This is a genomic window from Kitasatospora sp. NPDC059673 (assembly GCF_042734215.1).
GTDB lineage: Bacteria > Actinomycetota > Actinomycetes > Streptomycetales > Streptomycetaceae > Kitasatospora.
Genome location: NZ_JBHWEN010000024.1, coordinates 63,357 through 76,213 on the forward strand (window position 1 = coordinate 63,357; position 12,857 = coordinate 76,213).

At 71.9% G+C, this 12,857-nt stretch carries 10 protein-coding genes; 9 read left to right on the forward strand and 1 reads right to left on the reverse strand.

Features of this window, described 5'->3' with window-relative positions:
* Window positions 1-242 precede the first annotated feature (242 nt).
* The 5 genes from ACFV18_RS25465 to ACFV18_RS25485 all read left to right on the forward strand — a co-directional run bounded on the left by ACFV18_RS25465 (window position 243) and on the right by ACFV18_RS25485 (window position 7,256).
* Window positions 243-1,997 carry an ATP-binding cassette domain-containing protein gene (locus ACFV18_RS25465; protein WP_380486910.1) on the forward strand — a complete coding sequence of 585 codons (1,755 nt, stop codon included), beginning with the start codon at window positions 243-245 and terminating at the stop codon, window positions 1,995-1,997.
* Window positions 1,998-2,040: 43 nt separating this feature from the next.
* Entirely contained in the window at window positions 2,041-2,850 is an 810-nt protein-coding gene (locus tag ACFV18_RS25470; RefSeq protein ID WP_380486912.1) for a hypothetical protein, read from the forward strand.
* Window positions 2,851-3,228: 378 nt separating this feature from the next.
* Window positions 3,229-4,101 carry a FadR/GntR family transcriptional regulator gene (locus ACFV18_RS25475; protein ID WP_380486914.1) on the forward strand — a complete coding sequence of 291 codons (873 nt, stop codon included), beginning with the start codon at window positions 3,229-3,231 and terminating at the stop codon, window positions 4,099-4,101.
* Between the two features lie 474 nt (window positions 4,102-4,575).
* Window positions 4,576-6,195 carry an RNA polymerase sigma factor gene (locus ACFV18_RS25480; protein WP_380486916.1) on the forward strand — a complete coding sequence of 540 codons (1,620 nt, stop codon included), beginning with the start codon at window positions 4,576-4,578 and terminating at the stop codon, window positions 6,193-6,195.
* A gap of 209 nt (window positions 6,196-6,404) precedes the next feature.
* A complete protein-coding gene (locus ACFV18_RS25485) occupies window positions 6,405-7,256 on the forward strand; it encodes a S1 family peptidase (protein ID WP_380486918.1) in 852 nt (283 codons plus the stop codon).
* Window positions 7,257-7,368: 112 nt separating this feature from the next.
* Here ACFV18_RS25485 and ACFV18_RS25490 read toward each other — a convergent pair whose 3' ends face one another.
* Entirely contained in the window at window positions 7,369-7,599 is a 231-nt protein-coding gene (locus ACFV18_RS25490; protein ID WP_043909846.1) for a hypothetical protein, read from the reverse strand.
* Window positions 7,600-8,028: 429 nt separating this feature from the next.
* On the opposite strand from ACFV18_RS25490, the gene ACFV18_RS25495 reads away from it, so the two are divergent.
* From ACFV18_RS25495 to ACFV18_RS25510, 4 genes are all read left to right on the forward strand, one after another.
* Window positions 8,029-10,179 carry a type IIA DNA topoisomerase subunit B gene (locus ACFV18_RS25495; protein WP_380486920.1) on the forward strand — a complete coding sequence of 717 codons (2,151 nt, stop codon included), beginning with the start codon at window positions 8,029-8,031 and terminating at the stop codon, window positions 10,177-10,179.
* Window positions 10,180-10,320: 141 nt separating this feature from the next.
* Window positions 10,321-10,803 (forward strand): DUF1453 domain-containing protein, encoded by a 483-nt coding sequence (locus ACFV18_RS25500; RefSeq protein WP_380486922.1) that lies wholly within the window; start codon window positions 10,321-10,323, stop codon window positions 10,801-10,803.
* Between the two features lie 72 nt (window positions 10,804-10,875).
* The gene (locus ACFV18_RS25505; protein WP_380486924.1) at window positions 10,876-12,036 is read left to right on the forward strand and encodes a sensor histidine kinase; all 1,161 of its coding nucleotides are present in this window, start codon (window positions 10,876-10,878) and stop codon (window positions 12,034-12,036) included.
* Window positions 12,006-12,782, forward strand: coding sequence for a response regulator (locus ACFV18_RS25510; protein ID WP_380486925.1), 777 nt, complete (start codon window positions 12,006-12,008; stop codon window positions 12,780-12,782). Before ACFV18_RS25505 ends, ACFV18_RS25510 begins: the two co-directional genes overlap by 31 nt.
* Window positions 12,783-12,857: the final 75 nt, after the last annotated feature.

Genomic DNA, 12,857 nt, shown 5'->3' on the forward strand with positions numbered 1-12,857 from the left:
GTCGAAGGGTAGGCGCTCGCGATACGAGGTGGGCCAGTTTCCTTGCGGCGATGGGGTGGTGGCGACCCGTAAGGAAAGCGTCAGTGGTGTGAGCGCGCTGTCCCCTGTTCGGGTGAGCTCGGCGCTAACACCGTCCACGATGCATCCGGAATGCCTGGTTTCATCGCTTCCGCGTCCTACTGTGCAGGCTCAGGCCTGGCGGACGAACCCCGGTCTGCCGGCGGGCGAGGGAGCGGGCGGCGATGATCCAAATCACCGGACTGACCAAGAAGTACCGAAGGGGCCACCCCCCGGCGGTGCTGGACCTGACTTTCGACGCCCGGCCAAGGATGATCACCACGCTGCTGGGGGACGAAGGGGCGGGCAAGTCCACCGCGTTCCGGCTGATGGTGGAGCTCGAACGCGGCCACGGCCTCACGCTGTTCGACGGCCGCACCTACCGCCGAATCCGGCGGCCGGAGCGGGAGATCGGCGCGCTGCTGCCGTCCGGCAGGCCGGAGGCCGGGCATCCGGGTCAGCGGGCCCGGGCGCACCTGCGGATGTTGGCCGGGGCGGTCGGCGTTTCGGCACGCCGGGCCGATGATCTGTTGGAGCAGGTCCGCCTCGCCCCGGTCGCCGACCACCGGATCGGCACCTTCTCGCCCGGAATGCACTGCCGGCTCGCCCTTGCCGCCGCCCTGCTCGGCGACCCCGCGACGCTGCTGCTGGACGCCCCGGCCGAGGGCCTCTCCCCGCGCAGCGAGGAGTGGCTGTACGGCTTCCTGCGTTCCTTCGCGCTGACGGGCGGCACCGTGCTGATGTCCACCCGCAGTCCGGAAGTGGCCGCCGTGCTCGCCGACCGGGTGGTCACCCTGGACGCGGGCAGGTTGGCTGCCGACCAGCCCGTGGTGGAGTTCCGCCGCAGCCGGTTGCACCCCGAAGTCCTGGTCCGGGGTCCGCAGATGGCCCGCCTCGCGGATCTGCTGGTCGCCCAGGGCGCGCAGGTCCGGCGGGAGGGTGGCGTCGGTCTCGCGGTGAGTGGGGTCGGCCGCACCGAGATCGGTGAACTCGCCTACCGCAACGGTGTCCTGCTGCACGAGCTGGCCGACCGGGTGGTGCAGCGCCCGATCTCCTTCCCCACCGCCCTGCCCAGCGGCTCGGGCCACTCCGGCCAGGTCGCGATCCGGCCGGCCCGCAAGAGCCCGGTCCGCCAGAACATCGGCGGGCAGCCCCAGATCGCCCCGGCCGCCACCCCCGTCGCCTCCGTCGCCCCGAGGCCCGCCACCGTCGGCCGCCCGGCCACCGGCCCCGACGGCGAGCGCACCAGTGAGCACCGCGCCCTCGGCCACCGCGGCCTCCAGGCCGGCCGTTGGGCCACCGCCGCCCTCGCGCCCGACCCGTCCGCACCGGCCGCCCCCGTCGCAGCGCCAGCCCTGACGGCGCCGACAGCCCAGGCCGAGGCGCCCGTTGTGGACCTCACCCGGCGGACGCCCCGCGGCGCCTCCGCGCTCCGCCGCGTGCGCGCCGAGCAGTCGGCCACCGATCATCCGGAGCAGTCGGCCGCACGCGCCTCCGAGCCCACGCCCGTACCCGCTGCGCCCGCACCAGCCGTGCCCGCAGCGACCCCGTCCGGCCCAACTCCCGCCGGGTCCACGCCGATCGTGCTCGACGCCGAGCAACTGACCGCCGAGCAGGTGGCCGCCAACCCGACCGACGCGGAGCTGCTGACTCCCGCCCGGATCAGGGGAGTCGGCCACGGTTCCACCCCGGCGCAACCCCAGGGCCCGGTGCCGGCGCCGGACCAGGACCGGGTGCAGGTGCGTCTCCGGCCGATCCACACCACCGAGTTGCGACCGGCCGGGCAGACCGGGCCGGTCGGGTCGGTCGAGCAGGCCAGGTCGGCCGGGCAGGTCGGTCAGGCCGGGCAGGCGGCGGGTCGGGCGCAGGTGGTGGCGGGTGGGGGCGGGGCGAGCGCGGTGCGCAGGCGTGCCGTCGGTGACGAGAACGGGAGTGAGTGAGACCGTGCGGTTGGTGGCTTGTGAGGTGCGTCGGCTTCGCGGGGTGCGCTCCACGTGGGTGGTGGTCGCGGCGGCGCTGGTGCTGAACGCGGCGCTGGCGGCGGTGTCGGCCCAGCAGTTCCCGGCAGGGGAGTTGGCGGTGTCGGGCGCGGTGCGGGCGATGGCCGGCGTGGTCCCGTGGCTGCCGCTCCCGCTGACCGCGCTGGCCGCCGCGGTGCTCGGCGCGCTGGCGTACAGCAACGAGATGCGCTGGCCGGGCCTGGCCGCGTCCCGGGTGAGTCTGGGCCGTCGGCTCGGCGCGCTCCTCGCGAAGCTGGTGGTGGTCGGGGCGGCGGCGCTCCTGCTGGCGGTGCTGACGCTGGTGGTGAACACCCTGGTGGTCCGGTTCGCGCTGCCCGGCACGGTGGATGCCTCGTCGGTGCTCGCCCTGCCGCGTCCCGGCGAGCTGATGGCCTTCCCGGGCCTGACGCCCGCCCCGGCGACGGGCCCGTTCGCCATGGGCGGGCTCGGTCGCCCGCTCCCGGCGTTCCTGGCGCTGGCGGTGGCCGGCGGCTGGGCCGGCCTGCTGCTGGCGACGCTGGTGCGCAGTGCGGTCGTGGCAGTTCTGCTCACCTGCGCGACGCCCGCTCTGCTGGAGCCGACCGCCGGTCTGCTGCTGCACCGATTCGGCCGGAACTGGCCGCTGTGGGTCTGGGAGTTGATGCCCTTCCAGTACGGCTTCAACCTGGTGCGCGAGGCGGCCGACCGGACGGCGGCGGCGCTGGACGGCGTGGTGATCGCCGCCCTGCTGACCCCGGGCGCCCTGCTGGTGCTGGCCGTGCTGGTGGCCCAGTTCCGCCGCCGCGCCCTGTAGCGCCCGGCGCGCAACAAAGATCCCGTCCGCAACAAAGACCCGCCCGCCGCAAGGATCCTGCCCGCAGCAAAGGCCCGCCCGCCGCAAGGATCCTGCCCACCGCAAGGGTCCGGGCGGAAACCCGCCCCGGAACTCTCGGCGCCGGCGCATTCGGCAACCGGTGCTGACGGTGCGGCAGGTGCGCCGGTGTCGGTGACGGTGCCGATGCGTGCAGGGCTGAGCGTTGTTCGGAACGGCAGCTGAATTCGAGCCAGGATGACCGATATGCGCATTTCCGCCTGATAAGAAGTCAATTATCCAGACACGGCCGATCACCCTTTCGTGTGCTTTTCAGGAGAATGCTCAAGACGGCCTCGCCGATCGCCGACAAAGGATGGCGTGAGTACCCTTGCGCACCCCACCGTGACCGCCGCTCGCCAGGCCGAGTCGATCTCCGCCTCCGAGCTGGACCGTTTTCCGTACGCCGATCGCCCGATGCCACCCGCTCCCCGCTGGGAGGGGGCGGAGAGCGAACTCGCCCGGGCCGGTCGGAAGACCACCAGCAGCCGCGGCCGCGGCCTGCACGGCCAGCTGGTTCAGCAGCTCGGCCAGATGATCGTCTCCGGAGACCTGGGCGCCGACCGCCCGCTGGTGCCGGAGGAGATCGGCCAGCGCTTCGAGGTCTCCCGCACCGTGGTGCGCGAGTCGCTCCGGGTGCTGGAGGCCAAGGGCCTGGTCTCGGCCCGACCGAACGTCGGCACCCGGGTCCGCCCGGTCAGCGATTGGAACCTGCTGGACCCCGACATCATCGAGTGGCGTGCCTTCGGGCCGCAGCGCGACGAGCAGCGCCGTGAGCTGTTCGAGCTGCGCTGGGCGATCGAGCCGCTGGCCGCCCGCCTCGCCGCCGGCCACGGCCGGGAGGACGTCCAGCAGCGGCTGGTCGAGCTGACCGAGATCATGAGCCAGGCCGGCAGTCAGGGCGACCTGGTCAGCTACGCCCGCGCCGACGCCGAGCTGCACAGTCTGGTGCTGCAGATGGCCGGGAACCGGATGCTGGAGCACCTGTCCGGGATCGTGGCCGGCGCGCTCCAGGTGTCCGGCGGCTCCGGCAGCACCTGTGAGCGCCCGTCCGAGTCGGCGGTCGGCCTGCACACCCGCCTGGTCGACGCGCTCGGCACCGGGGACGGCACCGCCTCCGAGGCGGCCGTCCGTGCGCTGCTCACCGTCCACCCGGACGTCGAGCACGCCGTTCCGGCCCCACGGGAGCACTGAGCGGTCCAGCCCTGCCCGTTCCGAACGGATGGCCCTTCTGCTGCTCCACCCGCAGCCGGGGGGCCATCGGCGTGTCGCGTCCCACACAGTTGCGCAGGCCACACCGCGAGGCGGCCCGTGCCGACTCGCGAGTACCGTTCGGCGAAGGCTCGCGGCCCGTTCGTGAAAGGCGCCCCCGAGGCCCTGGCCGCCGACCGCGAAGGCCCCGGCGCCCCGCTCGCCGATAGGCCGCCCGGGGCAGCCCGTACCGGCCGCCGGGTGGTGTGACGGGCGCCACGACGGGCATGCGTAACACTTGAGTGGCGGCAGCGATGTGTACGGAGCGGAAGCAGCTCCGGAATACCACCACAGACCAGATGGCTGTGCTGGTGCGCGGCGCTGCTGCCGTCCTGCAGACCCCGATCACCGTCCACCCACCCGAGCTGCTCGGGTGGTCGGTGCGGGATCGTCCACTCATCGTCCGAGAGGTTGTTCGTGTCGGCCAGCACATCCCGTTCGCTTCCCCCCGAGATCGCCGAGTCCGCGGCACTGCTGGCGCTCATCGAGCGGGGCAAGGCCCAGGGGCAGATCGCCGGTGACGACGTGCGCCACGCGTTCGAGGCGGACCAGATCCCGGTCACCAAGTGGAAGAACGTCATGCGCAGCCTCAACCAGGTGCTGATTGAGGAGGGGGTGGAGCTGATGGTCAGCGCGGCCGAGCCGGCCGGCGCCAAGCGCAAGAGCGTCGCGGCCAAGAGCACCACCAAGCGCACCGCGACCAAGGCGGTCACCACCCGCACGCCGGTCGCCCAGACCAAGCCCCCGGTCCGGATCGCCCCCAACGCGACCGTGTCCCCGTCGGTGGCCGTGGCCGCCGCGGTGACGACCAGCGAGGTCACCGTCGTCGAGACCATCGGTCTCGCCGAGGCCCGCCCGGCCGCCAAGAAGGCCGCGCCGGCGAAGAAGGCGGCGGCCAAGAAGACCGCCGCTCCCGCGAAGAAGACCGCCGCCAAGAAGACCGCGGCCGGCAAGCCGGGAGCCAAGGGCGAAGAGGACATGATCGGCGAGGAAGAGCTCCTCGAAGACGTGGCCCTGCCCGGCGACGGCAAGGAGGAAGGCGGCCCCGAGGAGGAGTCGGACCAGGGCTTCGTGCTCTCCGACGACGACGAGGACGACGCCCCGGCGCAGCAGGTCGCGGTGGCCGGTGCCACCGCCGACCCGGTCAAGGACTACCTGAAGCAGATCGGCAAGGTCCCGCTGCTCAACGCCGAGCAGGAGGTCGAGCTCGCCAAGCGGATCGAGGCCGGCCTGTTCGCCGAGGACAAGCTGAGCCAGGCCGACAAGCTCGCCCCGAAGCTCAAGCGCGAGCTGGAGATCATCGCCGAGGACGGCCGCCGCGCCAAGAACCACCTGCTGGAGGCCAACCTCCGCCTGGTGGTCTCGCTGGCCAAGCGCTACACCGGCCGCGGCATGCTGTTCCTGGACCTGATCCAGGAGGGCAACCTCGGTCTGATCCGTGCGGTCGAGAAGTTCGACTACACCAAGGGCTACAAGTTCTCCACCTACGCGACCTGGTGGATCCGGCAGGCGATCACCCGCGCCATGGCCGACCAGGCCCGCACCATCCGTATCCCGGTGCACATGGTCGAGGTCATCAACAAGCTCGCCCGCGTGCAGCGCCAGATGCTCCAGGACCTGGGCCGCGAGCCCACCCCGGAGGAGCTGGCCAAGGAACTCGACATGACCCCCGAGAAGGTCATCGAGGTTCAGAAGTACGGCCGCGAGCCGATCTCGCTGCACACCCCGCTCGGCGAGGACGGCGACAGCGAGTTCGGTGACCTGATCGAGGACTCCGAGGCGGTCGTCCCGGCCGACGCGGTCTCCTTCACCCTGCTCCAGGAGCAGTTGCACTCGGTGCTGGACACCCTGTCCGAGCGCGAGGCGGGCGTGGTCTCGATGCGCTTCGGCCTGACCGACGGTCAGCCGAAGACGCTGGACGAGATCGGCAAGGTCTACGGCGTGACGCGTGAGCGCATCCGTCAGATCGAGTCCAAGACCATGTCGAAGCTGCGCCACCCGTCGCGTTCCCAGGTGCTGCGCGACTACCTGGACTGACAGTTCGTCACCTGGACGGGCCCCTTCGCCACCGGCGGAGGGGCCCGTTCGCATGTCCGGGGGTCGCTCGATGGGGTGGCCGGTGCGCTCAGGTGGGGCACGGTGGGTGAGGGGATGACTACGCTGGGCAGGTTGTCGCACGTCGAACCCCCACGACGAGCCCCGCTGTCGCACGCCGAACCCCCACGCCGAACCCTTCTGGAGAACCGGTGCCCATCCTGGACCCGTCCGCGCCTCGGCTCCGCCGCCGGGCGGTCGCGCTCGTCGCCCTGGCGGCCCTGCCCGCCCCGCTGGTCGCGCTGGGTGCGGCTGCCCCGGCCGCCGCGCAGCGGCGGATCGTCGGGGGGACGAGCGCCAGCACCAGTGATCACCCGTGGATGGTGGCGCTGTCCAGCCGTGCGCAGTTCGGTTCGTCCCGTTCCGGGCAGTTCTGCGGTGGGGCGCTGGTCACCCCGACCAAGGTGGTGACGGCCGCGCACTGCTTCTACGACGAGGTCACGGGCCGGCCGGTCCAGCGGCCGGGGCTGCGGGTGATCGTCGGCCGGGACGACCTGCGGGGCAGTGCGGGACGGGAGGTGGCGGTCAGCGGGGTGTGGATCGAGCCGGACTACAGCTTCGCCGCGAACTCCCGGGACGTGGCGGTGGTCACCCTGGCCGAGCCGCTGGAGGACCAGCGGACGCTGGAGATGGTGGGCGCGGGCGAGAGCCGGCCGTACGCGGTGGGCACCTCGGCGACGGTGTTCGGCTGGGGCGACACCCGGGGCAACGGCAGCTACTCGAACACGCTGCGGCAGGTGACGGTGCCGATCATCTCGGACGCCGCCTGCGGGCGCGACTACCCGGGCGGTGCGGACAGCGCGTACGACGCGCGCAGCATGGTGTGTGCCGGCGACGAGCGGGGCGGCAAGGATGCCTGCCAGGGCGACAGCGGGGGTCCGCTGGTGGTGGCCGGGCGGCTGGCCGGGCTGGTGTCCTGGGGGGCCGGCTGCGCGCAGGCCAATCACCCGGGGGTGTACACCAGGATCTCGGCGGTGGCGGAGTCCGTGCAGGACGCGCTGTGACACGCCCGACATGACCTGCCGCAGCGGCCGGGCAAACGCCACGGCCGGGCGGCCCGCCCGGAAGGGGAGGGCCGCCCGGCCGCTCAGGCAGCTCGGGTTTCGAGCGGGAGCGTCAGCGCTCGCCCTCGGCAGCCGTTGCCGCGGTGCCGGAGAGGCGGTCGCTCTCGTCGTGTATCTCCACGGCGATCTTCTTGAGCTCGGGCTCGAACTTACGCCCGTGGTGGGCGCAGAACAGCAGCTCTCCGCCGCTGGAAAGGACGACGCGCAGGTAGGCCTGAGCGCCGCAACGGTCGCAGCGGTCTGCCGCGGTGAGCGGGCTCGCAGGGGTCAGAACAGTAGTCACGTCGCCTCTTCTCTAGCTCGACGAGCTGTGTACCAGGATCAACATCCAACCAGGTCGAATTCGTTCCCGCTCGTGGCTTTTCTCTTTGAGGATTCTGCTGTCTCGTTGATGAGGGCGTGCCCCGGGCACCGGTGGTTCATGCGTACCGATTCCGATGGTCCGCCAATCACCTCGAACGCCCGATCGGGCCGGGGTGCGAGGTCCGCGTAGCATAATCCTCCGCTGGGTTGGAGCATAAGCCCCGTCCCGGGCCCCGCTTGACCGCATCACAGCAGCTCCGCCGCCCTCTCCGGCCGCCCCGGTCCGCCAGGACCCGTGGTGTCGGCAGGAGATGGCAGGGTGAGGGCCGCGTCCGCGGTGGGAGTCGTGTTCGCGCAGCGCGTACAAGGCGCGCGGGCCTCGGCGGCCGAAGTCTCAGTTGCTGAGAGCATGCGGGGTGTCCGTCAACATCATGGAGGAGTGCAGAGCGTGAGTGGAGAAAAGACCGTCCCGTCCTCACTGGTGACCGGCGAGGGCGGGTCCGACTACACCGCGCGGCATCTGCTCGTCCTCGAGGGGCTGGAGGCGGTCCGCAAGCGGCCGGGCATGTACATCGGGTCGACCGACAGCCGCGGCCTGATGCACTGCCTGTGGGAGATCATCGACAACTCGGTGGACGAGGCCCTCGGCGGGTTCTGCGACCGGATCGACGTGCTGCTGAACCAGGACGGCTCGGTGGAGGTGCGCGACAACGGCCGCGGCATCCCGGTGGACGTGGAGCCCAAGACCGGGCTGTCCGGCGTCGAGGTGGTGATGACCAAGCTGCACGCGGGCGGCAAGTTCGGCGGCGGCTCGTACGCGGCCTCCGGCGGTCTGCACGGTGTCGGCGCCTCGGTGGTGAACGCGCTGTCCGCCCGGCTGGACATGGAGGTGGACCGGAACGGCGCCACCCACTCGATCAGCTTCCGGCGCGGCACCCCCGGCACGTTCACCGGGGACGGCCCGGACGCGAAGTTCACGCCGGGCAGCGGAATGACCAAGAAGGGCAAGTTCGCCAAGACCCGCACCGGCACCCGGACCCGCTTCTGGGCGGACCGGCAGATCTTCCTCAAGGACGCCAAGCTCTCGCTGGAGCTGCTGCACGCCCGGGCCCGGCAGACCGCCTTCCTGGTGCCCGGTCTGACCATCGTGGTGCGTGACGAGCGGCTGACCGAGAGCGAGCAGGTCCAGGAGGAGACCTTCCGATTCGACGGCGGCATCAGCGAGTTCTGCGAGTTCCTCGCCCCCGACCGCCCGGTCTCCGACGTGCTGCGGCTGCGCGGCGAAGGCACCTTCAAGGAGACCGTCCCGGTGCTCGACGAGCTCGGGCACATGACCCCCACCGAGGTCACCCGCGAGCTCGGGGTGGACATCGCGCTGCGCTGGGGCGCCGGCTACGACACCACGCTGCGTTCCTTCGTCAACATCATCTCCACCCCCAAGGGCGGCACCCACGTCAACGGCTTCGAGCGGCAGCTCGCCAAGACCGTCAACGAGGCGCTGCGGGCCGCCAAGTTGCTGCGGGTCGCCGAGGACGACATCACCAAGGACGACGTGCTGGAGGGCCTGACCGCGGTGGTCACCGTCCGGCTGGCCGAGCCTCAGTTCGAGGGGCAGACCAAGGAGGTGCTGGGCACCTCGGCGGCCAACCGGATCGTGGCCGCGGTGGTGGCCAAGGAGTTGAAGAGCTTCCTCACCTCCGCCAAGAAGGACGAGAAGCTCCAGGCCCGGGCCGTGCTGGAGAAGGTCGTCGCCGCCGCCCGCACCAGGGTCGCCGCCCGGCAGCACAAGGAGACGCAGCGCCGGAAGACCGCGCTGGAGACCTCCTCGCTGCCCGCCAAGCTGGCCGACTGCCGCAGCGACGACGTGGACCGCAGCGAACTGTTCATCGTCGAGGGCGACTCGGCGCTGGGCACCGCCAAGCTGGCCCGCAACTCGGAGTTCCAGGCGCTGCTGCCGATCCGCGGCAAGATCCTGAACGTCCAGAAGGCCTCGGTGAGCGACATGCTCAAGAACGCCGAGTGCGCGTCGATCATCCAGGTCATAGGAGCGGGCTCCGGCCGCACCTTCGACATCGACCAGGCCCGGTACGGCAAGGTCATCTTCATGGCCGACGCCGACGTCGACGGCTCGCACATCCGCACCCTGCTGCTGACGCTGTTCCACCGCTACATGCGGCCGATGGTCGAGCAGGGCCGGGTGTTCGCCGCGGTGCCGCCGCTGCACCGGATCGAGCTGACCAACCCCAAGCGCGGCCAGGAGAAGTACCACTACACCTACTCGGACGCCGAACTGCGGCGCACCCTGCTGGAGTTCCAGGGCAAGGGGCTGCGCTGGAAGGACCCGATCCAGCGCTACAAGGGCCTCGGCGAGATGGACGCCGACCAGCTGGCCGAGACCACCATGGACCCGCGGCACCGGATCCTGCGCCGGATCAATCTGGGCGACCTGGAGTCCGCGGAGAAGACCTTCGACCTGCTGATGGGCAACGACGTCGCGCCGCGGCGGGAGTTCATCGTGGACTCGGCGGCCACCCTGGACAGGTCCCGGATCGACGCCTGAGCAGACCTGCGCGAAAGGGCTCTCCACCCACGGGTGGAGGGCCCTTTCCGTCTGTGCTTCCACCCTCGCTCCGAGGATTCGGAGGCCTGTCCTCCGTAGATTTCGTGGTGTCGAGAACAACCCGCCCAGGAGGCACCCGAAATGACCGCCCTGTCCAACGTCCTGATCGCCGTCGCCGTGATCGTCCTGGTGGTGGGCCGGCAGCTGCGGGCCCGCCGACTGGACACCGAACGCCGGTTCTGGCTGCTGCCGCTGATCCTCGCCGCGGTGGCGCTGCGCGACCCGGTGCTGATCGACCCGGACCACAAGGGCGCCGCCGCACTGATCCTGGCCGGCTCGCTGGTCACCACCCTCGGCATGGGCTGCGCCTGGGGCTGGACGATGCGGATCTGGCGCGACCACGACGGCCTGCTGTGGACCCAGGGTTCCGCCGCCACCGTGTTCGCCTGGGTCGGCGCGATCCTGATCCGGATCGGCTGGTACGGCGTCGCCGTCGCGCTGCACGTCCACCAGTCCAGCAGCGTGCTGATGCTGTCGCTCGGCCTGCTGCTGCTGGTCCGCTCGGCCGCCGTCAGCTGGCGGGCCCGCCAGCTGGACGACCACAAGCACACCCTGGCCGCCTGACGGACCGCCACCATCGTGCCGCCGACCCCCCACCGGGTGTCGGCGGCACCGGCATTGAGAGAGGATCATCCGGTGAGCACCCTGGAACGCTGGACCCGCTGGCCGGCCGGAGACGTCCCGATCCGGGAACGCCACTCACGGGCCCGGACGGCGCTGTCGCTCTTCGGCCGGATCGCGGGGCTGACAGCGGTGGTGTTCGGCACCTTCACCGAACAGCACTTCACGGGCTGGCGGTTGCTGTTCCCGATCGGCTGGATCACGGGCTCGGTCGCGCTGTTCGCCGGCTGGTACTTCAACTGCCGGGCCCAGCGGCTGTGGCCCGCGCTGGGCTGCGCCGCCGGGCTGCTGGTGTTCGCCGGGCTGGCCCACGAGGGCGGCGCCGACACCCTGGCCTCGGTGATCTGGTGCGGGCTCGCGGTGCTCTCCGTGGTCCGGCTGCCGCTGGCCGCCGGGCTGCTCACCGCCGCTGCCGCGGTGGGCAGTTACGGCCTCGGCTCGGGCGACTCGCTGCTGATGATGCTGGCCGTCGCCGGCGGTCTCGGGCTGCTCGGCTACCTGCTGCGCCTGGACAGCCAGGCCCGCGCCGCGCAGCGCGCCCTGCTCGCGCAGGAGCGGGCCGCGCAGGTCGCGCAGACGGAGTCCGCGGCGCTCGCCGAACGGGCCAGGATCGCCCGGGAGATCCACGACGTGCTGGCGCACAGCCTGTCCGCGCAGCTGGTGCACCTGGAGGCGGCCCGGCTGATGCTGGACGCCGGCGCCGAGCGGGCGGAGATCCGCGAACGGGTGGTCGCCGCCCGGCGGATGGCGCAGGACGGGCTCGCCGAGACCCGGCAGGCGCTGTCCGCGCTGCGCGGCGAGTTCGCCCCCGTCGCCGAGTTCGTGGCCGGGCTGGTCGCGCAGTCCGGGGCGGAACTGGCCGTCGACGGGGTGCCCCGCCCGCTGCCCGTCGAGGCCGGGCTGGCCGTGCGCCGGGTCGCCCAGGAGGCGCTGACCAACGCCCGCAAGCACGCGCCCGGCGGCCGGGTGGACGTCCGACTCGGCTACCTGGACGGCGCGGTGGAGCTGCGGGTGCACAACTCCCGGGCGCCCCGCGGGGCGCACCCGGTGCTGGGGGACAGCGGGAGCGGGTACGGTCTGCTCGGGATGCGCGAACGCGCGGAACTGCTCGGCGGCGAACTGCTGGCGGGCCCCGAGGAAGGAGGGTGGCGCGTGCTGCTGCGGGTGCCGACGTGACGGGTGCGGAGACGACGGGCGGGCCGGTCCGGGTGGTGGTCGCCGACGACCAGACCGTGGTCCGCGAGGGCATTGTGATGCTGCTCGGCCTGCTGCCGGGCATCACGGTGGTCGGCTCGGCGGCGGACGGCGAGGAGGCGGTGCGGCTGGTCGCCGAACACGCCCCCGACGTGGTGCTGATGGACCTGCGGATGCCGCGCTGCGACGGGGTGGAGGCCACCCGCCGGGTTCGTGCCGAGCACCCGGGTACCGCGGTGGTGGTGCTCACCACGTACGCCGACGACGATTCGCTGTTCTCCGCGCTGCAGGCCGGGGCGCGCGGCTTCCTGACCAAGGACGCCGGGGCGGAGGAGATCGCCCGCGCGGTCGCGGACGTCCGCTCGGGGGCGGCCGGGCTCTCCCCGCAGGTCCAACTTCGGCTGCTGGAGCGGTTGTCGGGCGCGCCGGCGGCCACCGGGCCGGATCCGGAGCCGCTGAAGCCCGAGCCGCTGAAATCCGGGCCGCTGAAGCCGGAGGCCGGGAAGGCCGCGCGGGCGGTGCTGCCGGACGGGCTGACCCAGCGGGAGGCCGAGGTGCTGGCGCTGATCGCGTCCGGACTGTCCAACGCGGAGATCGCCGGAAGGTTGTTCGTCAGCCCCGCAACGGTGAAAACCCATATCAACAACCTTTTCGCGAAGACGGCGGTCCGGGATCGCGCGCAGGCTGTCGCGTACGCCTTCAAGCATGGAATTTCCGAAGGTTGGTGAACGTACCGTCCTTTCGCTGCTTCGGTTGAAGGTTTCTTCACGGGTTTCCTTGTGTGGTTTGTGACACTCCATCAT

Bases quoted from the DNA above. Each gene is read 5' to 3' on its own strand.
- ACFV18_RS25465 (WP_380486910.1), top strand. From the start codon at position 243: ATGATCCAAATCACCGGACTGACCAAGAAGTACCGAAGGGGCCACCCC.
- ACFV18_RS25495 (WP_380486920.1), top strand. From the start codon at position 8,029: ATGCGGGGTGTCCGTCAACATCATGGAGGAGTGCAGAGCGTGAGTGGA.
- ACFV18_RS25500 (WP_380486922.1), top strand. From the start codon at position 10,321: ATGACCGCCCTGTCCAACGTCCTGATCGCCGTCGCCGTGATCGTCCTG.